General features: G+C 45.8%; 22 protein-coding genes and 1 pseudogene. 8 read left to right on the top strand and 15 right to left on the bottom strand.

Going from position 1 to position 22,642, the window contains the following annotated elements; all coding sequences use genetic code 11:
- Positions 1–6 precede the first annotated feature (6 nt).
- The 10 genes from QUA58_RS23270 to QUA58_RS23315 all read right to left on the bottom strand — a co-directional run bounded on the left by QUA58_RS23270 (position 7) and on the right by QUA58_RS23315 (position 9,891).
- The gene (locus QUA58_RS23270; protein WP_333396218.1) at positions 7–972 is read right to left on the bottom strand and encodes an NAD(P)-dependent oxidoreductase; all 966 of its coding nucleotides are present in this window, start codon (positions 970–972) and stop codon (positions 7–9) included.
- Positions 973–1,390: 418 nt separating this feature from the next.
- The gene (hemE, locus tag QUA58_RS23275; protein WP_333396219.1) at positions 1,391–2,455 is read right to left on the bottom strand and encodes a uroporphyrinogen decarboxylase; all 1,065 of its coding nucleotides are present in this window, start codon (positions 2,453–2,455) and stop codon (positions 1,391–1,393) included.
- A gap of 26 nt (positions 2,456–2,481) precedes the next feature.
- Positions 2,482–2,625 (bottom strand): hypothetical protein, encoded by a 144-nt coding sequence (locus QUA58_RS23280; protein WP_333396221.1) that lies wholly within the window; start codon positions 2,623–2,625, stop codon positions 2,482–2,484.
- Between the two features lie 931 nt (positions 2,626–3,556).
- A complete protein-coding gene (locus QUA58_RS23285; RefSeq protein WP_333396223.1) occupies positions 3,557–3,826 on the bottom strand; it encodes a ParE family toxin-like protein in 270 nt (89 codons plus the stop codon).
- Positions 3,823–4,020 (bottom strand): hypothetical protein, encoded by a 198-nt coding sequence (locus tag QUA58_RS23290; protein WP_333396224.1) that lies wholly within the window; start codon positions 4,018–4,020, stop codon positions 3,823–3,825. The genes QUA58_RS23285 and QUA58_RS23290 overlap by 4 nt, the downstream gene beginning before the upstream one ends.
- A 176-nt stretch (positions 4,021–4,196) precedes the next feature.
- Complete coding sequence (locus tag QUA58_RS23295) at positions 4,197–4,997, bottom strand: hypothetical protein (RefSeq protein WP_333396226.1); 801 nt, start codon at positions 4,995–4,997, stop codon at positions 4,197–4,199.
- 211 nt (positions 4,998–5,208) lie between these two features.
- Positions 5,209–6,138: an LD-carboxypeptidase gene (locus tag QUA58_RS23300; protein ID WP_333248006.1), complete on the bottom strand. Its 930-nt coding sequence runs from the start codon at positions 6,136–6,138 to the stop codon at positions 5,209–5,211.
- A gap of 567 nt (positions 6,139–6,705) precedes the next feature.
- Positions 6,706–7,467 carry a type I methionyl aminopeptidase gene (gene map / locus QUA58_RS23305; RefSeq protein ID WP_333248008.1) on the bottom strand — a complete coding sequence of 254 codons (762 nt, stop codon included), beginning with the start codon at positions 7,465–7,467 and terminating at the stop codon, positions 6,706–6,708.
- Between the two features lie 43 nt (positions 7,468–7,510).
- Positions 7,511–8,587, bottom strand: a complete 1,077-nt coding sequence (locus QUA58_RS23310) for a glycosyltransferase family 4 protein (RefSeq protein ID WP_333248010.1) — start codon at positions 8,585–8,587, stop codon at positions 7,511–7,513.
- 107 nt (positions 8,588–8,694) lie between these two features.
- Positions 8,695–9,891 (bottom strand): HEAT repeat domain-containing protein, encoded by a 1,197-nt coding sequence (locus QUA58_RS23315; RefSeq protein WP_333396228.1) that lies wholly within the window; start codon positions 9,889–9,891, stop codon positions 8,695–8,697.
- A 916-nt stretch (positions 9,892–10,807) separates the two neighbouring features.
- Here QUA58_RS23315 and QUA58_RS23320 point away from each other — a divergent pair.
- A complete protein-coding gene (locus QUA58_RS23320) occupies positions 10,808–12,562 on the top strand; it encodes a CapA family protein (protein WP_333396230.1) in 1,755 nt (584 codons plus the stop codon).
- A gap of 161 nt (positions 12,563–12,723) precedes the next feature.
- Here QUA58_RS23320 and QUA58_RS23325 read toward each other — a convergent pair whose 3' ends face one another.
- Both QUA58_RS23325 and QUA58_RS23330 read right to left on the bottom strand, forming a co-directional pair.
- Positions 12,724–13,815 (bottom strand): PfkB family carbohydrate kinase, encoded by a 1,092-nt coding sequence (locus QUA58_RS23325; RefSeq protein ID WP_333396231.1) that lies wholly within the window; start codon positions 13,813–13,815, stop codon positions 12,724–12,726.
- A gap of 286 nt (positions 13,816–14,101) precedes the next feature.
- On the bottom strand, positions 14,102–14,653 hold the full coding sequence (locus tag QUA58_RS23330) for a response regulator (RefSeq protein WP_333396234.1): 552 nt from the start codon (positions 14,651–14,653) through the stop codon (positions 14,102–14,104).
- A gap of 566 nt (positions 14,654–15,219) precedes the next feature.
- Between QUA58_RS23330 and QUA58_RS23335 the strand changes: the two genes are divergently transcribed.
- Entirely contained in the window at positions 15,220–16,224 is a 1,005-nt protein-coding gene (locus QUA58_RS23335) for a lipoyl synthase (protein ID WP_333396235.1), read from the top strand.
- 166 nt (positions 16,225–16,390) lie between these two features.
- Entirely contained in the window at positions 16,391–16,495 is a 105-nt protein-coding gene (gene psaX, locus QUA58_RS23340) for a photosystem I protein PsaX (protein ID WP_333309486.1), read from the top strand.
- A 254-nt stretch (positions 16,496–16,749) separates the two neighbouring features.
- On the opposite strand, the gene QUA58_RS23345 is transcribed toward psaX, so the two are convergent.
- On the bottom strand, positions 16,750–17,127 hold the full coding sequence (locus tag QUA58_RS23345) for a hypothetical protein (RefSeq protein WP_333309477.1): 378 nt from the start codon (positions 17,125–17,127) through the stop codon (positions 16,750–16,752).
- Between the two features lie 182 nt (positions 17,128–17,309).
- On the opposite strand from QUA58_RS23345, the pseudogene QUA58_RS23350 reads away from it, so the two are divergent.
- Positions 17,310–18,501 (top strand): annotated as a pseudogene (locus QUA58_RS23350) (RNA-guided endonuclease InsQ/TnpB family protein).
- Positions 18,502–18,649: 148 nt separating this feature from the next.
- On the opposite strand, the gene QUA58_RS23355 reads toward QUA58_RS23350, so the two are convergent.
- Positions 18,650–19,540, bottom strand: a complete 891-nt coding sequence (locus tag QUA58_RS23355) for a sugar ABC transporter permease (protein ID WP_333248026.1) — start codon at positions 19,538–19,540, stop codon at positions 18,650–18,652.
- A gap of 59 nt (positions 19,541–19,599) precedes the next feature.
- On the opposite strand from QUA58_RS23355, the gene QUA58_RS23360 reads away from it, so the two are divergent.
- The 4 genes from QUA58_RS23360 to QUA58_RS23375 all read left to right on the top strand — a co-directional run bounded on the left by QUA58_RS23360 (position 19,600) and on the right by QUA58_RS23375 (position 22,108).
- On the top strand, positions 19,600–20,184 hold the full coding sequence (locus QUA58_RS23360; RefSeq protein WP_333248027.1) for a GNAT family protein: 585 nt from the start codon (positions 19,600–19,602) through the stop codon (positions 20,182–20,184).
- A 107-nt stretch (positions 20,185–20,291) separates the two neighbouring features.
- Positions 20,292–21,005, top strand: coding sequence for a phosphoribosylglycinamide formyltransferase (gene purN / locus QUA58_RS23365; protein ID WP_333248029.1), 714 nt, complete (start codon positions 20,292–20,294; stop codon positions 21,003–21,005).
- Positions 20,998–21,189, top strand: coding sequence for a hypothetical protein (locus tag QUA58_RS23370; RefSeq protein WP_333396237.1), 192 nt, complete (start codon positions 20,998–21,000; stop codon positions 21,187–21,189). Before purN ends, QUA58_RS23370 begins: the two co-directional genes overlap by 8 nt.
- Positions 21,170–22,108 carry a class I SAM-dependent methyltransferase gene (locus tag QUA58_RS23375; RefSeq protein WP_333396239.1) on the top strand — a complete coding sequence of 313 codons (939 nt, stop codon included), beginning with the start codon at positions 21,170–21,172 and terminating at the stop codon, positions 22,106–22,108. The genes QUA58_RS23370 and QUA58_RS23375 overlap by 20 nt, the downstream gene beginning before the upstream one ends.
- Before the next feature lie 194 nt (positions 22,109–22,302).
- Here QUA58_RS23375 and QUA58_RS23380 read toward each other — a convergent pair whose 3' ends face one another.
- A complete protein-coding gene (locus tag QUA58_RS23380) occupies positions 22,303–22,593 on the bottom strand; it encodes an HAD family hydrolase (protein WP_333396243.1) in 291 nt (96 codons plus the stop codon).
- Positions 22,594–22,642: the final 49 nt, after the last annotated feature.

Raw genomic sequence — 22,642 nt, forward strand, 5'->3', positions numbered from 1 at the left:
TAGGCGCTACTTTACATTTTGATCGGGAATCCCGCTAGTTCTTAACATATCGGCAACTGTGCCGCAGTAACTAGGCATTCCTATGCTTTCGGGATTCACAAGATTTTGATAGGTAAAATGACGGTAGCTGATGCAAAATCTATCCCAAGCAGCCACCTGAATTCGGAACAGCCAAATAAAGAAATCGGCTAGCCAAGGTGACAGAGTAATCCGAAAAAATATCTTTTTATTCAAATACTGGCAAGCTTGTTCTACCACTTCGTTAGCTGTAATCGCCGGATTTCCTAGCACAAAATGTCGCGGTTCCTCGGAAGCTGGCGGATGTTCAACCAAATAATTAACTACTGTGGCAATGTCTGCGCCGTGGATAAAGTGAAAACTGCCATCTGCCTTAAACCAACGAATCAAACCAATCCATTTGGTGACAAGGGGCAGGCCCGATGACAAGTGAGAGACTGGTTTTTCTGCGTCTCCTCCCAATACTAAAGTCGGGTAAAGTGCGGTAATCGGAGGCACATTTGTCAAAGCTGACAAATGCACCATGCAGTTGTATTTTGAGCTAATATAATCTGTCCCCAGTTCCCCGGCTTCTTTCAGCAAATTGTTGTCTCGACCGAGAATGCTGGCCGTTGAAAAATAAATTACTTGCTGGCAAGTCTGTGGCGAAAGTAGTTGAATTAGGCGGAGAGTTTTGGTTACGTTAACATCAAAAACTTCTTGAGTTCCTCCCCAAGCAGTGGCAGCTAAAATTGCTACATTCATTGTTTGCAGGAGTTCGGCGTGTTGATCGATATCTCGCATATCGCCCTGTATGATATTGATGTCGGGACGGGCTTTCCAGTCAAATTTTAATTTTTCGGGGTTGCGAACTAATAAGTAAAGTTCGTGGTTTGTCTCTTGAATCAAAGTTTCGGCCATGTAGTGACCGATACAGCCACTTGCACCCGTCACAAAAATTTTTTTGGAGTTCATTTTGCCGCAGGGGAAGATGGGAGGAATGAGGGGTTTTCACTTGATGCTGAGGCCTGATCCCCCCTAACCTTCCTTAAGAAGGGGGGGACAAGAGGCTTCTCTTGCGTTCCCATTCTTAAGCGGGGGAGAAGATTCTTTTCAAAGTCCCCCTTCTTAAGGGGGATTTAGGGGGATCAGGCCTTGGCTATAAACGAGATTTGTCAGGGTTTTTTGGGCTGATCGATTTGATGCCGAGGCCTGATCCCCCCTAACCCCCCTTAAGAAGGGGGGGACAAGAGTCTGATCAAAGTTCCCATTCTTAAGCGGGTGATAAGATTCTTCTCAAAGTCCCCCTTCTTAAGGGGGATTTAGGGGGATCAGGCCTTGGCTATAAACGAGAGTTTTACTCGTTACCAGTTAATCGCAATCAAATCGCAATTTAAGCAGCAACTGCAAGCAATTTGTCCGCTTGTTTTGCCGTTTCAAAGAAGAAACGCACGTTGTCTTCGGGGGTTCCCGGTAATACGCCGTGTCCTAAATTGAGGATGTGTCCGCGATTGCCCGCTTTGCGAATTGTATCAAGAATTCGATCGCGAATAAACGCTTGAGAACCAAATAATACGCCGGGATCGAGATTTCCTTGAACGTTCATGTTGGGGCCCAAACGTTTGCGTGCGTCGGCCATATCAACCGTCCAATCGACGCTGATGATATCCGCGCCGGATTTTGTCATCCGTTCGAGGAGGCCGCCACTACCGCTGACTAAGAGAATTAGCGGGGTGTCGGGATGGGTTTTTTTGACTTGCTCAAATACCTGTTTTTGGTATGGTAAAGCGAAGGTTTCGTAGTCCTGCGGGGACATTTGGCCGGCCCAGGAGTCAAACATTTGCACTACTTGCGCGCCACAGTCGATTTGGTAGCGCATATAAACTGCGATCGCATCGGCGAATTTCGACAGCAACTGATGCAGTAAAGTTGGATCGGAAAATGCCATGTTTTTGATGATGGCATAATATTTAGAACCTTTACCCTCTACGGCATAGGCCGCCAGCGTCCAAGGCGCGCCCACAAAACCGAGCACGGTGGATTTGTTGCCGACTTCCGCGCGCAGGGATTGGAGGATTGTTTTGATAAACGGCAAGCTTTCTTCGGGATTCAGCGGTTGCAGGTTGTCGATTTGCTGCTGAGTGCGGATGGGTTCGTGGATAATCGGGCCTTTGCCTTCGGCGATGTCCATCTCGATGCCCAAACCGGGCATGGGTGTGACAATATCGGAAAACAGAATTACGCCGTCGGGTTGAAACGCGCGCCACGGCTGAAGGGAAACTTCGATCGCCACTTCGGGTATTTCGGAACGTTCGCGAAAGGAGGGATACTTTTCTCGCAAATCTCGATAAGCCTTCATGTAGCGACCGGCTTGGCGCATCATCCACACGGGCGGGCGTTCTAGAGTTTCGCCGCGGGCTGCCCGCAACAGTAAGGGAACTTCATTTAATGCCGACATTTTAACTTGTCTCTACCTTAGATATTTTAATGTCTTTGGTAGCTTACCATTGTGCGATCGTCCTTTTTGATCGAAAATTCGGCGATCGGCGGGGAGGGAGATGAGGGGAGTGGCTGAGTTCGATTAGGGGCGATCGGACTCAGGTTGGTTGCGAGGCTGGCAAATGACATCTAGACTCCTTCCACTGTATGGGGGTTATATTGGAAGTATCCTCACTCGCAGGACAAATTAATTGAATCGAAATTTAGTAAAGAACCAAGTACGGGAAATACTTGAGAACATCAACAGGTAGACTCCCGATGCTACTGTCACATTATTTTTTACTCCCGACGTTAAGACTAGGAAGAAAATAAAATTTGAATCGACTGTAGAACTTTGGATAGACTTGTCTGTACTCGGGTTTATCTACAAGCCTGCTGATCGTGGGGGCGGTCCAAGGAATATAAACACTCAGGGTAACTTGCCATTTTTCCTCAAATCGCTTTTTCTCACTGCTGTATTTGCTCCTTTGCTGTACAGCTCAAATTTTTACATTATTTGTATAGGCTTGGTTTTGTTACTCGTACCCGGTTTTATGCTAGCTGTAAACCTTTTTGTACTCCTAGTATATCAATTACTGTGCATCTCCATGACACCCCTATGTTTGATAAATGACGTACTTTCTAGTTTAAAGGATTCAAAGTGAACCTTTTAAAGCAGGTAGAGGACTATTGCCTGGATACCCACTCCCTGGGGAAACTAATTGAATGGAAACAACAAAAATGGCGGCTGTCAGCCGCCTTTTTCTTTTATCTATCCATACCTAAGATATGATGAAGAAAGTTCTACAGTCCTGGACGCACGGGTGGTCAGAAACCGGGGTTTTTCCTAAAGACGCGCTACAGCCCACAAATTCGCTGAAAAACCCGGTTTCTTTAGTTTTGCGTAAGTCCTGATGAAGAAAGTTGTAGAAGGCAGAGTAGCGCTGGGAAGTTATTTATGCAAACAATCCTCTCTCTCTAAAAATAATCATTTTGGCTAGATTTTCAGCACTTTTATTGCCTGATTTTCTGAGTAATAAAAATCGTTTTAAACATCTATCATGACAGTCTATCGAGGACTCTATTTCTGAGCTAATATTGCATCGTAATCGCCATGAGTCCCTATCCAAAACCAGACAATACCTTCAGGTTTCTCAACTCCCAGAGCTCGGTAACTATCGCCTACTCGCACCGATTGCAATTGCTTTCGCCTGCCCACTTTTTTAAAATGCAGCGAAGGGTGATACGGATCGACTTTCAGTAATTCGTAATTTTTATCGGCTAAAGCTTGTATTTCTTGAGGTAGCTGGTGATAGCAGTTCCAAAAACGCGGTAAAGTCAGATGCTTCATAACACTTTAGCCAATCCCGCTTCATACTCTGCATCAACTTCATCAAGTAGCGAATCTAACAGCCCATCCTCCAAATCGTGTTCAATTTGCCGATCCCAAACTTGTTGGCGATACTCTATCAGCCAAGCAGTAAGTTCGGATAGTTCCTTAACTGACAAGTTCATAATTGCTGTTTCAAGTTCTTTAACACTCATAGATTTTGCCACATCATTAATATTATTAATATACCAATAATCCTGAACGCATGGGTAGTCAGCAACCGGGTTTTTGCGAAAATACTTCGATAGTCGCGGTGTTTGGGGCGGGTTTTTGAGATGTTGCTTTGACTCATTGATGGTTTGTAAAACCCGCCCCAACGAAACAAACGAAATTACCTAGTCACACACACTCCGCCTACAGATACCCGACATCGATCGCGATCGCGATCGTACCAGTTATTATCATTAGAGCGATCATCGAATCTACTATTATCCACCCTCGCCGAGTCTAAATCTCTAGTGCGCGGATTGTAATAATAGTCTCCCTGCGGATACCGGCGACTTGGTTCAGCGCAATAAGTCTCGTTTCTGTCGGCATCCTCAAACCTTACTCTCACCATAGTACGTCTCACGCGACAATCAAGAGGCCGCAAGCCAAAATCATCTCGCAAAATCCGTTCTCCGTCGTAGTTGCGGTTGTCTCGGCCACTGCCGCTTCTGTCATCCCACCTATTGCTATCCCGCCTGTCGCCATCAATTCCCGCAACTTCCAGCGTGTAGCTACCGCCTCTGGCAGCGTCTTTTGCTAATACTAACAGCTTGTAATCGCCACTACGGGGAATTTGATAATTAAAAGAACGGTCTTGGGTAAAAGCTACTTGTTTGTTGTTCCCGTAAAACAGCACCATAACGGGAGTAAAACCGCGGCTTCTATCTGTGTCTAACAACACTTCAATGTTGTCGCCTTCCCGCGCGCTGAATGTGTATTCTTGACCCCGCAATTCTTCCGTCGGAGAGCCCGGAGTCCACATATTTCGGAAACGGTAAATCGGAGAAGTGCGGCGAATTACTCCATCTATGCGATCGTTATTCCGTATCTGTTCGCCAACCGCACTAGAAGAAAGCCCCGTAAGTGCCAATCCCGTAACTAGCACAGCGGCCGCAATACTGTTTAACAAGTTGTGTTTTTTCATGTCAACCTCTGGAAAGTTATAAAAATTTTTTGCCTTCTTGGCGCGGACATTTGCATACACAATCCATTTTAAATCTAATTTCTGCCCACAGTCTCAACCATTAGTCTCAACTTTAGTTATTGTGGGGTGCGTCTGGGCTGATTTTTTTAACCGCAGACTAATAATTTTTCCCCCGACGCACCCTACAAACTTATAGACGTTGATGCAGCTTTTAAAGTTGCGATGTATCCCCACAAATCAGCAATCCCGATTCAGCGTCGATACTCGCCTCAATTCCCATCGGTAAAGCAGCGTTAACGCCTTCGTGGCCGAAGGGCAAATCCGAGACAATCGGAATATTTAGGTCTAAAAGCCGATCGCGCAAAACCTCTTCAATGCTAAAACTGGGAATACTTGGATCAATCTCGCAGCGGCTGAAACGCCCCAAAGCAATGCCCCGCACCCCAGCGAAAGCCCCCGCCATCCGCCACAAAGTCAACATTCGATCGACCCTGTAAGGAGCCTCGGAAACATCCTCAAATGCGAGAATAGCACCTGTCAAATCCGGTTGATACGGGGTTCCGAGCAAATGAGAAGCAACCGTCAGATTCGCCGGAAACAGCCGCCCGGTGGCTTGTCCGTTGCCCCATCCTTTACCTGGCAAAGATTGTAAGGGACGACCTTCTATGCAGTCAAAAAGTCGATCGACAGACCAATCCGGTTCAGCGGCCAAAGTTGTCAGCATCGGCCCGTGAACACCCCAAATGCCCAATTTAGCCTGATTCCACAGCAAAGCAGTAATATCTGAAAAGCCGATTAACCATTTCGGCGAATGGGAATCGGGAGTGGGAAACTGAGAATTTGCCCAATCTCCCACCTTGCCTTTTTCCAAAAGTCTAGTGCTGCCGAAACCGCCTCGAACACAGAGAATACCGCGACAATCCGGGTCATTGAGGGCATCTGCGAGCTGTCGGACGCGGTTTTCATCGGAACCTGCCAAGTAGCCCCAGCGATCGTCAAAACCAGGTGTTAATTCAATGCGATAGCCGCGGGATTTCCAAATTTCCAAACCGCGTTCAAAGTTAATCAATTCTCGAAGCGCGCCGCTAGGTGCAATTACCCTGAGCAAATCTCCCGGTTGCAGCCATTTAATGTTAGTCATTATCGAAGGAAGAAGTAACAGTAGTTGTAGGGTGTGTCGCCATGAAAAATCTCTAACTAAAAATCAACAATCTCATAGCGACGCACCAGTCTCTGCGATTGCTTCGCGGGGACGCTCGCAATGACATATTAGTTGTAGGGTGTGTCGCCATGAAAAATCCCTAACTAAAAATCAACAATCTCATAGCGACGCACCAGACAAACACATCCAAAACTTCTCTTTCGCCAAACTTCCTCAAAATGGTGTCAGATCAATTCTCATTAACTTTAAGCAATGCTGTAGGGGCGAGTTAGCAACAATCCGTAATTCACATCCAGAATATTTATCAACTCGCCCCACCCAACCGACCAAATCTGATTAGAAAGCAGTTTTTGGGAATTCTGCGATTAAGAAGGGATTTTTTGGGGCTTCTGAGATTTGATGTGATACCATTTATAAAAAGTCTTGGTATACAATAATTATTGAGTTTATTTCCTCAATTGTGCAAGGTGCGTCGCCATGAGATTGTCGATTGAATTTAGAGATTTTTCGTGGCGACGCACCCTACGAATACTAATTACGAAATACCTACGGCAAAGTCAGAATGTCTACCCCAGAATCAGTCACAGCCAGAGTGTGCTCGAATTGAGCCGAAAGCTTTCCATCCTTGGTGATAGATGTCCAACCATCTGCGAGAATTTCTACTTCCCAAGTACCCTCATTAATCATGGGCTCGATCGTAAAAACCATCCCTTGTCTGAGCTTCTTTCCCGTGCCCCGCTTGCCGTAATGCAAAATTTCCGGTTCAGTGTGAAAGACTCGGTGAATCCCGTGTCCCGCAAAATTTCGCACTACCGAAAAACCCTGTGCTTCAGCATATTCTTGAATCGCTGCACCGATGTCGCCGGTACGAGCACCCGGTTTGACTTCCGCAATTCCTCTTCTTAAACATTCCTCGGTTACTTCAACTAACTTTTTCGCTACCGGTGAAGGTTTGCCCACAAAAAAAGTTTTGGAAGTATCGCCGTGATAGCCTTCAACTAAAGGCGTTACATCTATATTAATAATGTCGCCTTCTCTCAGAATTTGTTTAGCATTCGGGATGCCGTGACAGACTACTTCATTCACGCTTGCACACAGAGATTTTGGAAATCCTTTATAGCCTAGCGGAGCGCTTTTTGCTCCATGTGCCAAAGTCCAGCGTTCGGCTTCATCGTTAATTTCTAGAGTGCTTACTCCCGGTTTAACCATCGGTTCGAGATGTAGCAGAAGTTCGGCCGCTAAACGGCCTGCTTGGCGCATTTTTTCGATTTCTCTACTGGATAAAAGCACTAAACGTTCGGTTGCCATAGTTTTTTCAGTTTTCTTTTTTTGTGGTCGATTAAGAGTTTATTTAACTCAATTTTAGAAGAGATTTGAACCAGTGTTCACAACGATCGCCCAAAGCTGCTAAAGAATATTCTACCTCTGCTTGTCGTCGGCAAGCGCTGCGGTCAATTTGGTCTAAGCGGGCGATCGCAGCTACCAAGCCATTTACACTATCAGGCTCCACTAAAAAGCCCGTCAGTCCGTCTCTAACAATTTCCGCCGGCCCCCCGCGCTCGTAAGCAATCACGGGCACACCGCACGCTAAAGCCTCGATCGCGACATTTCCGAAAGCTTCCACCCAACGTGGTGTCATCAACAATGCTTGGCACTGACGGACTTGCTCTTGCATTTGGGTTGTTGTCAGAAACCCTAAATATTCTACCGGAGCATCCGGGTAATCTGCACAAATTTTTTGCCAATAATCCTCATCTTGCATTTTGCCCATAATTTTCAGGGGAATGCCTGTAATTTTCGCTGCTGCTACTGCATCTTCTACGCCTTTTTCCGGGGCGATGCGGCCTAACCAAGCTAATTTAGACTGCGGTTGGTTGCAAAATTCGTACAGGGATAAATCTATGCCATTTCCCAACAACTGACATTCATCGGCAAAGGCGAATGTTTTGGCTTGAGAAGCGGTGTGAACTCCGATCGTACCAGGAAACTGGACTGCGGTTTGTCCGGCAATGCGATCGAGGGCTGCGGAAAGGGAACCCATGCTGATCAAATGTGCGATCGGAGTCCTAAAAAATGGTGTCAAATAAAACGGCAGCCAATCGTAGGCAAAATTGACAATGACATCCCATTCATCCTGAACTTGGCGAGCATATTCCCACATATTCGCCAGCACAGAATCTGCGGGCATCACAATAGGATCATTGTAATCTTGTGTTTGGGCGGTTACTTGCAAATCACCCGTTATTTCGATTACTGGAATTGATTCTAAGACTGAACCTATCGGCGCTACCACTGCTATTTTATGACCTCGGCGGTGCAATTCTTTAGCGATGTTAAGGACTGTAAGTTCTACTCCGCCGCCCAACCCCGAACCGAGTTGACCGACCGAAGTAGAGAGCAACAATATTTTCAAATAGTCATTAGTCATTAGTCATTAGTCATTAGTCAGCAGTAACAAATTCTAACATAATCTAAGTTATAAATTCTCCCATCTAAAATTTAAAATCTCAAATCACTTGAAAATTGCTAGACTTATCAATCCATCCCAGAACGCGGACGGAGGCGGTTCAACTGATTGATTGCCCAGCGAGCAGTTTCCTGAACTTCTGGATCGGGATCGTCCGTCGCACGGTGCAACAAATAACTGATTTGATTCACCAATTCGTAAATCCGCGTCAAGTCGCGAATTGCATTTTTACGCACTTCGGGATTTTCATTTTGCAGCGAAATTGACCACGCATTATTCATGGGTTTGAGCGTGCGAATGCCAATTTCCGAGAGACTTGCCAAAATTAAACTGTACTGCTTGGAGTCGGAATTTGCTAGCAAATCGAGCAACGGCTCAACTGCCCTGGAATCTCCCCGCTGGCCTAGTTCCCAAATTGCTTTGCCCCTCTTTGCCGGATTTAGGTGCTGCAAATCTTCAATCAGTGCTTCAATAATATCAACTTTAGGTCTACCATCCGTTTCGGGAAGGGCAATATCTTTCTTCCGACTCGCTAGGGAATCGCCTTGATTAGTTGTTTCGGGAATGTTGAAACCTGTGTTGCTGTACCCATTGCTGTGAGTTTCCAAGGGCGAGGTGTCGGAATTAATTCGATCGCCCTCAACTGCTGCATCCTCTGATTCTGGTTCCCCGGATTCCAGGATAAACGGTAAAGGTCGATCGCTGCTCTCGATACTGTAGTCTTTTGGCAAATCAAAACTGTAGGGCAAGGCTGACAGCGATTGTCGCCCAGAAGAAGTCTCTTGCGGTCTAATTTCGTGCGAGTTTGTAGGAGAATCGGGATTAGTAAATTGAGAGTTTCTTTGGTTGTGGCGATCAAATCTTCCCCGTCTTCGCTGAGAATAATTTGACTCGTCACTGCTAACTAATTTGAGCATGATAAATACTGCCGCTGCCGTGACGACAACTGCTGCCAAACCCAACATTAAGAACCCCCGCTGACGAGACAAAGTTACGATCAAATTGGATACCGATTTCGGGATCTTAGAATTAGATTTGGACGTTTTGGACGGCTGAGATTTATTTTTATCGGGCGCTGGAGACGGTTTTGGAGGCTTGGAATCCTGGCGATCGTCCGGGGGAGAGTTTGCCTGAGCAATTTCTTGGGAAACAGCACGCGCAGAGGCATTGAGTACCTGTTGCCCTCCGTCGGCACTTGGACTGAACGCAGCGCCCAGACAGGCAATGCAGGTGAACAAACATACAGAGGAGCGGTAATGCGCCATAAGACTCAATCCGGGTTTTGAGAGGCAACGCCGCATGACGAGCTTTAGTTTAACCTTGAGTTAGCCCGATCCTAGCTGCTATGGGCTTAACTAACTCACAAATAAAATAGCACCAGACTCGCGAAAAACCCGGTTTTGAGAGGGCAGCGAGCCAGATCTTATAAGCACAATTGTGTCATTGACGTGCAACTCCTTTAAATAATTAGTTTAATTAGTTTAAAACGAACAACTACATCGGCGGCCGCGACTTTAGCAGCGGCATCCCGAAAGTTGATTGCAGCTAATCTCACCTACCATTGTGCAGTGCAGGCCCCGCAGCGCAGCACTGCGGGGGCGCTAGCAGACGATTGTGGCTCGCCGTCGATTTCTCACTAATAGCGTGGCATGACCAAGAGTTTAACAAGCTTCCGAGCCTGCGGGTCGATCGTTTTTGTGTGAATTTGGGCGGAAGTGGGACAGGGGGATTGGCACTGGTAACGATAAACTAGGTTTTTTCGTTAATTCTTCGCTGCTAAACCGCATATTTTCCGTACATTCCAGGACGCACTCTGGAGCTCACAAACCAGTTTTATTTACCAAAAATGCTGTAAGAAAGAGAGCGCTGATTTGACCGATGTTAACTTGAAGGGGGCAATTATCCCGGATAGAAGTGTTTGGGCGATCGACTAATATAACCGTTAGGAAATATTGTATTCAGCTAGCAAGCGCCAAAAATCATACTATCTTGTAAAAGTAGGGTCGGATTTAGTTAGAAGCTATAGTGAGAGCGAGTAGACCCTTTCACGCACGCGCCCTCTCCCCACGTTCTGTTTATTTGTACCCACTTACTTAAATTAAATCAATCGGTATTTAATGCTGTGCCGCCAAATTTGATATAAGATCGAGCTAAATTTCTAGTGTGAGAGTAGAGGCGTTTGTGAGCCAACAAGATATTTTAAATTTAGCAAAAGAAGGCGATGCCAGGGCGATCGCATTTCTGATCAGCCAAGCACTCCAAAGCTTCGGCGTCACGGCTAAAGCCAGCCGGGAAAATGACACCCTGCACCTGCTGCTGGAAGCCGAACATTTGCCCGCAGAAGAAGCCTGTCTGCGAGTCGCAGTCAAAGGGTTGCAGCGGCTGCAACCAAATAACCTTTACTCAGTGACAGTTTACGGGCGGCGCGACGACCAGCAATTGCCCGCTTGGACTCAGACGGTAGAATTAAAAAAACGCTTGACTTCCGAACCCGTGAGTGCGTTAGTTGCCGTGAATGCCGCAGTAGCTGCGAGTGCAGCAGTAGCCGCTAGTGTAGCCGTTTCTCCCATTCCTGTGACTTTGCCCAAACTAGAAAAAACTCAAAATGTCACAACGGCGCCCACTCAAACACCAGAAAAATCTCCGCCCCAACCCCCTAAAATCCCAACTCCAAAACCCACAAACCAACGGCAGCAAAAGCCATCACCGCAGCCAGAGTTAGCCCGCACTAAAACTAAAAAATCTGGGCTGTCAGTCGGTGCTCTGAGTCTAATTCTCGTACCGATATCCGGCTTGGTTCTGGCTTCTCAACTTTACAAATCCTCAAGCACCGTTACTAATAACCCTCTAACGTCAAAGCCTGCGGTACAAGAAGTGAGCTCGACACCCGCGCCTGCACCCGCCGCCAAACCCCTTCCCGCTCCAAAATCGCCCTCCCCGGCTGCCAAAAAACCTGCCATTGTGCCCGCCACTGTCAGCATCAAAGCAGTTGGTGACATGATCCCCGGCACAAATTATCCCTACAACAAACTGCCGGCAAAAAAAGAGATGCTATTAGAGTCGGTAAAACCGTACCTCAAAGGAGCTGATATTCTGTTTGGCAATTTTGAAAGCACGATGACCGATTATCCTTACAGTTCCAAAGCAGGCGGCGGACGAATGCTGATTGCCTTTCGGACGCCTCCGAGTTATGCCAAAATCTTCAAAGATGTTGGTTTTGATATTTTGAATATTGCCAACAATCACTCTTACGATTTTCACGAGCAGGGATTTAATGACACGATTAAAAACATCGACAGCAATGGCATGAAGGCTGTTGGTAAAAGAGATCAAATTGTTTATAAAAATGTCAAGGGAGTGAATTTTGCCTTTATCGGTTTCAGCAACTACGGCGACGTTCACAATTCTTTGCTGGAACTGAAAGCAGGAGCAGAAGTTGTCAAAAAAGCCAAACAAAATGCTGATATTGTAGTGATATCAGTTCATGCTGGTTCTGAAGGAACGGGAGCTCTGAATGTGAGAAATAAAACTGAGTTCTTTTACGGAGAAAACCGGGGAAATATGGTTTTGTTTTCGCGGACGATGATTGATGCGGGAGCTGATTTGATTTTGGGACATGGCCCGCACGTTCCCAGAGCTATGGAACTTTATAAAGGGAAATTGGTTGCTTATTCGCTGGGCAATTTTTTGGGTTATCGCACTTTGTCCTCAGCAGGAGCACTCGGTAAATCTCTAATTTTGGATGTGAAAATGACTCCGCAAGGGGATTTTGTTTCTGGTAAGATTATCCCCATCCAACTTGACGGGCGAGGTGTGCCATCTGTTGATAACAATTTTAGGACTGTGGGGTTGATTGACAGTTTGACAAAGAGCGATTTTCCCAATAGCGGTTTGACTATTGATAACAAGGGACAACTTTTGAAAAAGAGTAAGTAGTTATTGGGAATTGGGAATTTTAACTGGTTCCCAGGCTCTGCCTGGGAACCGATATCTAGAGGCTCTGCCTCGAAAAGCGATCGGGAAAATTGGAGGCTGAGCCTCCGGGTCTGCGTTACCAGGCAGAGCCTGGGAACAAGTAAATTACCAATAACAACTGACTACTCAAAACTCATTGCTTTCAAAGCTTCTTTCATTTCGTCTGCTGTCGTGGTTGCCGTACCGAATTGACGCACGACAATGCTAGCCGCCAAATTTCCCAAAACTGCCGCTTCCCAACCGGATGCACCGACGCACAAAGCTAAAGTCATCGCTGCTACAACTGTATCTCCAGCACCGGTTACGTCGAATACATCAGTCTTGTTAAAAGGGGGAATGTCCCAACTTTGAATGGCAAATTCCCCCTTTTCACAAGTGGATGTTGGAGAAGGTGAATTTTTGATTTCTTCGCCGTTCACCCTTTCAAACAAAGTCATCCCTTCTTCGCCGCGAGTAATCAGGATTTTTTGAGCTTGAGTTAAGTTCAACAAATCGCGTCCTGCTTGCATTAAAGTTTGAGGGTTTTTGATAGCATATCCGACGGCTTGCTCGGCTTCTGGCAAGTTTGGAGTAAATAACATGGCTCCAGAATATCGCTGCAAATTGGTTTGAGCGTCTACAATTGTTTTGCCGGGAACCACTGCCGATTCGATCGCCAAATTCGTCAAAACTCCGTCGCCGTAGTCGGAACAAACCACGGCATCTACTGTCGGTATTTGCTGCCGGATGTAGTCTGCCAGTTGCAACTGCAAATCTAAATCCGGCAACTCATCCGATTTGCGATCGACTCGGACAATTTGCTGAGTCACCGACTGCCGCGCGTGCCCGGAAATTCGAGTTTTGGTGACAGTTGGACGCTGCGAATCGATGAAGATCCCACCCGTATCAATTCCCGCCGCCTCAAAAATACCGCACAAAGCCTTTCCCTGGTCGTCTTTTCCCACCAAACCAGCAACTTTTACTTTGCCTCCCAGTTTGGCTAAATTATAGACAGCATTTGCGCCACCTCCTGGTACTTGCTGAGTATTTTCGTAGCGCAAAATCAACACAGGTGCTTCGCGGGAAATTCGCTCTACTTGTCCGGTAAGAAACTCGTCCAAGGTCAAATCTCCGATCGCTAATACCTGCGCTTGATCGAAGCAGTCTAATCTTTTCAATAATTGCTCAGTTGAGGCACGAAGTTGAGGCAAAAAATCGGAATAGTCGTTAGTCATTAACCAAAAAAATGAGACTGAGGAGTTGATAATTGAGTGTGGAACGAGCGGGAATTAAAAATCCTAATATAAATTAATAATTAATTTCCTCCCTTGTTTTATTTTTAACTTTTAATTGATTTTCTCACTGGGATTTTGAGAAACCAGTTCCAGGCTATTGGCGATCGCACTCGCTCAAACAATTTGGCAAAAAAATGCGGATAAAATCGCAGCCCTTGAGACTCAACTGAAAGTTTCACGGTGTGGAAGTTTCCTTCTACATCAGTGGTTTCAAAAAACAGCAGAATTATTTCAATTTCTGCTTGATGATCGTAATCACCTGAGCCATTTGTTTTTTGAGTGTATCAATTTCCGCTTGCATTTTCGCCATTTTCTGAGTCATCGCCTGAATGTCGGCGGCGCCCGCTCCAGAGCTGGGTGCAGCGGCGGCGGCTGGGGCTTCCGGCACTGGTTTCTTTTTCGCCAGTACCATCGCCGATTTGATCGCCTCGGTTAGCTGCTTCTTCTCAAACGGTTTGGCGATGAATGCAAAAAAATGCTTCTCAAAGGGTTTCGGAATTTTTTCCATCACCTCTTCTTCGCGGCCCGACATGATCACCAAAGGTATCTTAGAAAGCTCAGGATGGGCTTGCACTTTTTGATACACTTCCCAACCGCTGACTTTGGGCAGTAGGAAATCTAACATAATTAGATTTGGCCGGGCTTGACGGATCAGTTTGAGTCCCTCTTCGCCGTCTTTTGCTTCTAGAACTTCAAAGTTACCCTGCGGCAACATCTCTCGGACTCGGACGCGGATGACTTTACTGTCATCGATTACCAAGATTTTTTGACCAGCCACGACTGACTCCTTCAGTAATGAATGAGTGTTGACATCCACCCCGACCGTCGCGGACGGGGATTCCCAAACCTCACGATTTGAATTTCTGCTTCTTCGCAACTGCCTCCACCCTAAAAGAGATTTGGTCTTATGTTCGCTCCACAGACTAACCCCGCAAGCCCTGCGGTTTTTACGTGTCGAATACCAAACGGAATTCTTCTTCGTTTTGATTCTAGGGATGTTTACCATTGCCCTATCCTCTTTTCCCGGTCTACCGATTTTGCTTCGCCGCCAGCACAAGGCTGAACTTCGCTCGTATAGGCTGTTTGATCCATCGTCTCGGGTGGGTCGTTGACCAATTATATTGTAATATAAAGCCGTCCTAAAAAAAGGACGAGGTTTCTACCCAATTTTCTGATGATTTGCAACCTTCAGTATATCCCTAACAGAATTCTACCCATAATTATGGGCGAGTTTAGTTTTGTTGCACGTCGGCGCGATTCTGATTTCGGGTGATACTCCTACAAGTTCAGGGGCTTTGATTTCGGATACGATCGAAGGAATTAACTCGATAGCCACTTAATCTTATGTCGCTCCCAACTCCTCAAACTCCTACTGTCAAAGCAATTGCCGCCCAAATGCGGGGTGAAATCGAGGCGATGCCGGATTGGTTGCGTAGGCCCGTTGGCAAAGCTAGCGAACTTTCCCAAGTGCAAAAAATTATCAAACAGCGGCAAATTCACACGATTTGTGAGGAGGGGAGATGTCCCAACCGGGGCGAGTGCTACGCGCAAAAAACGGCGACTTTTTTGTTGATGGGGCCGACTTGCACCCGCGCTTGTGCTTTTTGTCAAGTAGATAAAGGTCATTCTCCGATGCCGCTAGACCCGGAGGAACCGCAAAAGGTGGCCGAGGCTGTGCAGTTGTTGGGTTTGCGCTATGCGGTGCTGACTTCGGTGGCGAGGGACGATTTGCCGGATGGAGGTGCGGGTTGGTTTGCCAGGACGATCGCCCAAATCCGCCTCCTTAACCCGGATACTGAAGTTGAGGTACTGACGCCGGATTTTTGGGGGGGAACAGGTAGGGGCGGTGCCCCCGTGCCCGCCCTCCCCGTGCCCGCCCTCCCCGTGCCCGCCCCCGACGGGGAGAATTCCGGCCTTGATGAGTTGCAGCGACAGCGGATTCGCACGGTGGTGGAGGCTAAACCGGCTTGTTACAACCACAATATTGAGACGGTGCGCCGGTTGCAAGGGCCGGTGCGGAGGGGGGCGAAGTACGATCGCTCGATCGATGTTCTGCGTATTGTTAAGCAATATGACCCAACTATTCCCACCAAATCCGGTTTGATGTTGGGACACGGGGAAACGGAGGCCGAGGTTGTCGAAGCGATGGTTGATTTGCGGGATGCCAAGTGCGATCGGCTCACCCTCGGTCAATACATGAGACCATCTCTAGAGCACCTCCCAGTGCGTAAATACTGGACGCCGGCCGAATTTGACCGTTTCGGGTCAATCGCCCGGGAGATGGGGTTTGAGCGCGTGCGATCGGGGCCTCTCGTCCGCAGTTCATACCACGCAGGAGCGATCGATTGAAATTCATCTGAATTCAACTCGGTATAAACTCCTAGTTACAAAAAATAACACTAAAGGATTGTGTGATGTGCGACGCTCTCTGCTATTTGTGAATACAGTGACTTATGAATTAGGAGCTTGAATCATGGCAGAGATAGCAAAGAACCAATTAAAATCCGACTCCGTGATGAAAACGGGCAAATTCCCTTACACCTTTCGCGCAGCCTGGTTTCTGTTGCTGTTAGCTATCAATTTTTTGGTTGCAGCCTATTATTTCCATATCATTGAATAGTTCTGCAACTTAATTTTTAGCAGACCCTGCTGTTCTCGACCTCAACGTCAGAGAATGGGAGAAAGGGAGAGGGGGGAGAGGAAGAGAGTTTTGAGTTGGGAGAATATGACTTCATTCTTCTAACTAATGACTACTGACTTTTTCCCTCTTCCTTCTGACTCCTGACTCCTGACTCCCGACTTTTGCTCAATAATTAATCCCTGTATCCGTGTCAAAATCCGTGCCTTCCTTCTTCCTTCTTCCTTCTTCCTTCTCTAGCGATTTCTCGACGCTTCTAGCTTTGACAACCGCTCTTGAATTTTAATAACATCTTGCTTAGTTTCAATTGCCAAAGTTGCTAAATTATCAAACATCGGGTCTCCCGACAGCGTTCGAGGATTGGTGCGACCAGAACCTGAAGGGGAAGAAGACTGAGGCCGGTTAACTCTAGAACTTTGGTTCTGCAAGCTGTAGATTTGTCCCCTGAGTTCAGAAATTTGCCTTTCTAATTGAGTAATGCGAAACTCTAATTGAGTTGTGGATTGAGCGGGCGTGACAATTGGCGCAACAGCAATTGCTAAAGCGCAAGCCAGACACAAAAGACAGATTTTTATGGCGCGATGGCGAATATTTTTAGGCATAGCTTTAATCATTTAAATTATGCGACTTCTACGATAACAAATCGCCGCTATTTTTGGTCTCTATCAGAAGTATGTCTTATCAGGAAATTGGGTTTAAAACCCCCTCCTTCGCTTGACGGCTTTAATTGTAAAATTTTAATAACTCACTGAATATCCTATGCTGAACCTTGTAGCATAAGGTGGGAGGTAAAACCATGCTAGTTTTCGAGTTTAAAGCATACGGAAAATCAAATCAGTTTACTGCCGTAGACGAAGCAATTCGTACCGCAAAATTCGTCCGCAATAGCTGTATAAGGTATTGGATGGACAACAAAAAGGTGGATAAATATGATTTGAATAAATACTGCGCTGTACTGGCGCGTGATTTTCACGCTCGCTGACGAACTAAACTCAATGGCTAGACAAGCTAGCGCAGAACGAGCATGGTCTTCTATCTCCCGATTCTACGATAACTGTAAGAAGGGTGTGGCTGGCAAAAAAGGCTATCCACAGTTCCAGAAAGATTGCCGCTCTGTTGAGTATAAATCAACTGGATGGAAACTTGCCGACGACCGAAAATCCATCAATTTTACCGACAAGAAAGGGATTGGGCGGTTAAAACTCAAGGGTACACGCGATTTGCATTTCTACCCAATTAGCCAAATAAAACGGGTGAGATTGGTAAAACGTGCGGATGGCGTATACGTTCAGTTTTGTATTGATATTGATCGAAAGGAAAACATAGCCCCCTCTGGGAACACCATAGGCTTAGACGTAGGATTGAAGGAATATTACACCGACTCAAATGGAATTACGGTTGAGAACCCGAGATTTTTGCGAAAAGGTGAAAAAGTCCTTAAACGTTGTCAACGTCGGGTGTCCAGGAAAGTAAAAGGTTCAAATAACAGGGACAAGGCTAGGCGGATTCTAGGCAAACGCCATCTCAAAATAAGTAGGCAGCGTCAAGACCATGCAATGAAGCTTGCACGGTGCGTAATCTCATCAAACGATGTAGTCGCTTACGAAGATTTGAGAATAAAAAATCTGGTGAAGAATCATTGCTTGGCTAAGTCTATTAACGACGCATCTTGGTATCAGTTCCGTGTCTGGCTTGAATACTTTGGAAAAGTATTTGAAAAGATTACGGTTGCGGTGAATCCGCAATATACCAGCCAAGAATGCTCTAGCTGCGGTGTAATTGTCAAGAAAACGCTATCTACTAGAACGCATATTTGTAAGTGTGGATGTAGCTTAGGGAGAGACGAAAACGCGGCTAGAAATATCCTTAGTCGAGGATTGGGTACGGTAGGGCATACCGGAACTTTTGCGCTTGACGCAAGCAACGCTTTAGGAGAATCAATCTCTACTTTGGCTGGAGAAATCCTGCCTCAGCAAATTGGCTCGTAGATTAAAGAATCCCCGTGCGTTTACGCGCCCGGAGTGTCAAGGCAACTAGGAAGGTAGCTATTTTAATGTTCGATTGTTGAGAAAATTCTTAAAGAATTTGGAAATGATTATGTAATTAATTTTGCTTAACTACTTACCCGATGTGATATCAAGCATCTTCGCCCCAAACTTTTAGTTGCACATAAACTAATATCAAAGCTACAGCCATCAGGAAAGTTGCCGCAGCGGCTGCATAACCAAAATCAAATTGCGAAAAAGCTTGCTCGTAAATATAATAAACTAGCAAATTAGTAGAGTTCAAAGGGCCGCCGCCGGTGATGACGTAAACTTGCTCGAAACTCCGCAGGGTAAAAATAGCTGTTGTCACCGTAGCAAATATTAAAGTCGGCCGCAAGCCTGGTAAAGTGATGTACAAAAATTGTTGCCAAGCATTAGCTCCGTCCAATTCTGCCGCTTCGTAACGATTTATGGGAATTGCTTGCAATCCTGCTAAAAATACTACCATATTAAAGCCTAATTGTTTCCAAACACTCAGCAGAATTATCACAGGCATTGCCCAAACTGTGCTACTCAGCCAAGGAATTGGATTTAAGCCGATCGCCATTAACAAACTATTCACCGGGCCTTCGGTTTGAAACAACCACCGCCAACCCAAGCCAACGGCAACTAAAGAGGTAATCGAAGGAATAAAATAAGCGGTACGGAGAGCTCCTCGCCAAGCAAACGAGCGATTTAGCAAAACTGCTAAGCCCAATGGAATCACTAAACTGGGAATGACTGTTGCAGTAGTAAAATAGAGCGTGTTTTGGAGAATTTGCCAGAAATCCGGGTTTGTGACTAGACGCCAGTAGTTGTTGAAGCCAATCCAACGCACTCCCGACTGGGTAAAGCTGCCGCTGGTAAAGCTGAGGTAGAATAAATAGGCGATCGGCCAAATCAAAAAAGTACCCAGAAACAGCAAAGCCGGGGCCAGGAAAGTCCAAGCTGCGATCGTATCATTATCCAACCAGTTAAAACGCCCAAATTTAATCCGAACCATTGGCTTGTAAATTTTAGCTTTTAGTTTTAAATGGTATCACAATATAGGTCAATCTTACAATGAATCTTCTCGATATATTAGCGAATTTACCCACTATAGAAACTGAAAGGCTCCTACTCCGAAAAATCACTTTAAACGATGCCAGCGATATGTTTGAGTATGCCTCAAACCCCGCAGTATCAAAATACACAATGTGGTCAACTCACACCTCCATCGAAGACACTAAATACTTTCTCAAGTCAATTACTAAAATGTACAAAAGACGAGAGCTGGTAGATTGGGGGATCGTCCACAAAGCCGAGAAAAAATTTATCGGCACTTGCGGATTTGTGGAATGGAGCATGACGCACAGCCGCGCGGAAATTGGCTACGCACTTTCTAGGAGCTATTGGGGCGAAGGATACATGAGCGAGGCTGTTAATGCAGTTATTGAATTCGGCTTTCGGGAGATGTTGCTGAATCGAATTATGGCTCGATGTGAAGTTAACAATATTGCTTCTGCTCGGGTGATGGAAAAAGTGGGGATGCAATTGGAAGGGGTATTGCGACAGCACCTATTTGTGAAAGACAGATATTGGGATCTAAAACTTTATTCGATTCTCAGGGAAGAGTTTTTTGATGATATTGTTGTAGAATCTAAGTAAATATTTTTGATAGCATTTAAGTGGCTCCACCTAATTAAAGGTAAAATACGGATCGCTAAAAAGCTTTCTCTGTATGTCTTCTTCCTTCTTCCTTCTTCCTTCTTATTATGACCGCTAATCCAGTATCTGTTAATTCCAATGCCTGCCTGATTTCTCCTGAGATTGGCAAAAGTGCGTTAGCGAAGCCCGCCCCTACGGGAGGCTCATCAACGAAGAGGATCGCTCCGGCCCATCCTCCATTAAAATTAGGAGTTTTAGCATCAGGAAGTGGCAGCAACTTCGAGGTAATTGCCCAAGCCATCCAAAATGGACAGCTTAATGTTCAAATCCCAGTATTAATTTACAACAACCCCGAAGCCAAAGCGGCAGCCAGAGCCGAAAAATACGGCATTCCCTCGATTCTCCTCAATCACCGTGATTGCAAAAGCCGCGAAGAATTAGATACAAAAATTGTTAAAACTTTCCAAGTTCATGATGTAGAATGGATAGTGATGGCGGGTTGGATGCGAATTGTTACCAAAGTTTTGCTTGATGCTTTTCCAGACAAAATTATTAACATTCACCCCAGCTTACTGCCGAGTTTCCCCGGAATTCGCGCCGTCGAGCAAGCACTGGCCGCTAAGGTTAAAATCACCGGATGTACGGTGCATATCGCTCATTTGGAAGTAGACAGCGGGCCGATTTTAATGCAGGCTGCGGTGCCAGTATTGCCTGACGATACCGCAGAAACACTGCACGCGAGAATTCAGGTGCAAGAGCACAAGATTATGCTCGGTGCGATCGCACTTATTGCCGAATCTAATCGAAAATATTGTGACTAAAAACCTCACCAGTGCCGCATCTATCCCCGAATTGCCCGTCAGCGAATCACCAGAAACTGGCCCGCCGCTGACAGACTCCAATCGCCTGAAATTAATTCTCAGAGAAAGGCTCAAAAAAAAACATCGGCATCAAGGGAGAATTCTATCTGCCTTGCTTGCCATCAATGCTAGACGACTATCTTAAATTACTGTCAGACTTCTTAAAAAATATCGGACAAAACATCGACGCTGCCCAAACCGAAAACTTACGAACATTAATCGCCAACGCCTTAGCAGAAGGATTCAAAAATTCTCCCCACGCTAATCTAATAGTCTCATATTTTCCCGCCAATTCCCAAATCGGTTTAGCCGGTGGCATTACTCTGAATACCAAGATTCAAATCGAATCAATGGCCCAGAAATATCATAGCTGGCCGGATATTCGCCCCGAACCTTTATTCGGCAGCCATCCTGATGCCAAAGTCATCGCCATTGCCGCCGAATTGGGCGAACCGGGTAAAGCACCTATTTTAGATGTTGGTGCAGGCCCAGGGCGCAATAGTCTGCCTTTAGCTAGGTTAGGGCATTCCGTGGATGCGATCGAACTAACGCCCATATTTGCCGAAAAACTATCAGCAGCAGCCACCCCCGAAAACTTACCGATAAATGTCACCCAAGGCGACGTTTTAGACCCATTATTGAGGATGAAAACTTATCGCTACAAATTAGCCATTGCTACCGAAGTTCTCTCTCATTTCCGCTACCCCGAACAAATTCGTCTTTTCCTGGGCAAAATGTCTGATGCTGTTTTAAGCGGCGGGTTTATCTTATTCAGTGCTTTCTTAGCTGTAGATGGGTACGAACCCGACGAGATGGCAAAACAAATGTCTGAATTGTGTTGGTCTTATCTGATTACCAGACAAGAATTGCAAGCAGCAATAGAGGGTTTGCCGTTAGAAATTGTTTCTGATGAATCTGTGATTGAATACGAACAAAAACATTTGCCTGACTCTGCGTGGCCGCCGACACCTTGGTTTCTCAGTTGGGCGACGGGGCGGGATTTATTTTCTGTGCAACAAACACCGCCGTTAGAGTTGCGGTGGATACTTGTTAAACGCTTGTAGAAAATATTAGGGTGCGTTAGATTGTAGCTTTTTGATGATTGAGGAAATAACGCACTCGCTCCGCATCATACGACAAATTTTAGCTAGTAAGGTGCGTCAGATTGTAGCTTGTCGATTTTTGATAAAATCACGCACTCGCTCCGCACCCTACGGCAATTTTCCCTAATATACCTAGTTTTATTTTTGGTTTTTCTTTAAATATGCTTTTGACACTCAAGCATCTCTTTCAAACTTGATAAATCAAAAATTCTTGTGTCCTGATAGTCAAAATACTTGCCTTTTCTCTCGACTAAAACTGTTTTAATTCCAAGCTGCTCAGCTCCCTCAATATCATCTTCGATTGAGTCACCAACCATTAAAACCTGTGATGGTTCTATATTTAAATCATCCATAACAAATTCAAAAACTTTACAGCTAGGTTTGCAAAGGCCAATTTCTTCACTAATATAGATTTTTTGGGAGCATCCCAGTTGAGAACTAAGCAGAAATACTTAAGGAAAATTCCCCGTTAAGATAAGCACAGCGTAAGCGAAG

The organism is Microcoleus sp. N9_A1, assembly GCF_036701795.1.
GTDB lineage: Bacteria > Cyanobacteriota > Cyanobacteriia > Cyanobacteriales > Microcoleaceae > Microcoleus.

Coding starts and splice junctions, on each gene's coding strand:
- QUA58_RS23270 (WP_333396218.1), bottom strand. CDS start 972: ATGAACTCCAAAAAAATTTTTGTGACGGGTGCAAGTGGCTGTATCGGT.
- hemE (WP_333396219.1), bottom strand. CDS start 2,455: ATGTCGGCATTAAATGAAGTTCCCTTACTGTTGCGGGCAGCCCGCGGC.
- QUA58_RS23280 (WP_333396221.1), bottom strand. CDS start 2,625: ATGTCATTTGCCAGCCTCGCAACCAACCTGAGTCCGATCGCCCCTAAT.
- QUA58_RS23285 (WP_333396223.1), bottom strand. CDS start 3,826: ATGAAGCATCTGACTTTACCGCGTTTTTGGAACTGCTATCACCAGCTA.
- QUA58_RS23290 (WP_333396224.1), bottom strand. CDS start 4,020: ATGAGTGTTAAAGAACTTGAAACAGCAATTATGAACTTGTCAGTTAAG.
- QUA58_RS23295 (WP_333396226.1), bottom strand. CDS start 4,997: ATGAAAAAACACAACTTGTTAAACAGTATTGCGGCCGCTGTGCTAGTT.
- QUA58_RS23300 (WP_333248006.1), bottom strand. CDS start 6,138: ATGACTAACATTAAATGGCTGCAACCGGGAGATTTGCTCAGGGTAATT.
- map (WP_333248008.1), bottom strand. CDS start 7,467: ATGGCAACCGAACGTTTAGTGCTTTTATCCAGTAGAGAAATCGAAAAA.
- QUA58_RS23310 (WP_333248010.1), bottom strand. CDS start 8,587: ATGACTAATGACTATTTGAAAATATTGTTGCTCTCTACTTCGGTCGGT.
- QUA58_RS23315 (WP_333396228.1), bottom strand. CDS start 9,891: ATGGCGCATTACCGCTCCTCTGTATGTTTGTTCACCTGCATTGCCTGT.
- QUA58_RS23325 (WP_333396231.1), bottom strand. CDS start 13,815: ATGACTAACGACTATTCCGATTTTTTGCCTCAACTTCGTGCCTCAACT.
- QUA58_RS23335 (WP_333396235.1), top strand. CDS start 15,220: ATGTCGCTCCCAACTCCTCAAACTCCTACTGTCAAAGCAATTGCCGCC.
- psaX (WP_333309486.1), top strand. CDS start 16,391: ATGAAAACGGGCAAATTCCCTTACACCTTTCGCGCAGCCTGGTTTCTG.
- QUA58_RS23345 (WP_333309477.1), bottom strand. CDS start 17,127: ATGATTAAAGCTATGCCTAAAAATATTCGCCATCGCGCCATAAAAATC.
- QUA58_RS23355 (WP_333248026.1), bottom strand. CDS start 19,540: ATGGTTCGGATTAAATTTGGGCGTTTTAACTGGTTGGATAATGATACG.
- QUA58_RS23360 (WP_333248027.1), top strand. CDS start 19,600: ATGAATCTTCTCGATATATTAGCGAATTTACCCACTATAGAAACTGAA.
- purN (WP_333248029.1), top strand. CDS start 20,292: ATGACCGCTAATCCAGTATCTGTTAATTCCAATGCCTGCCTGATTTCT.
- QUA58_RS23375 (WP_333396239.1), top strand. CDS start 21,170: ATGCTAGACGACTATCTTAAATTACTGTCAGACTTCTTAAAAAATATC.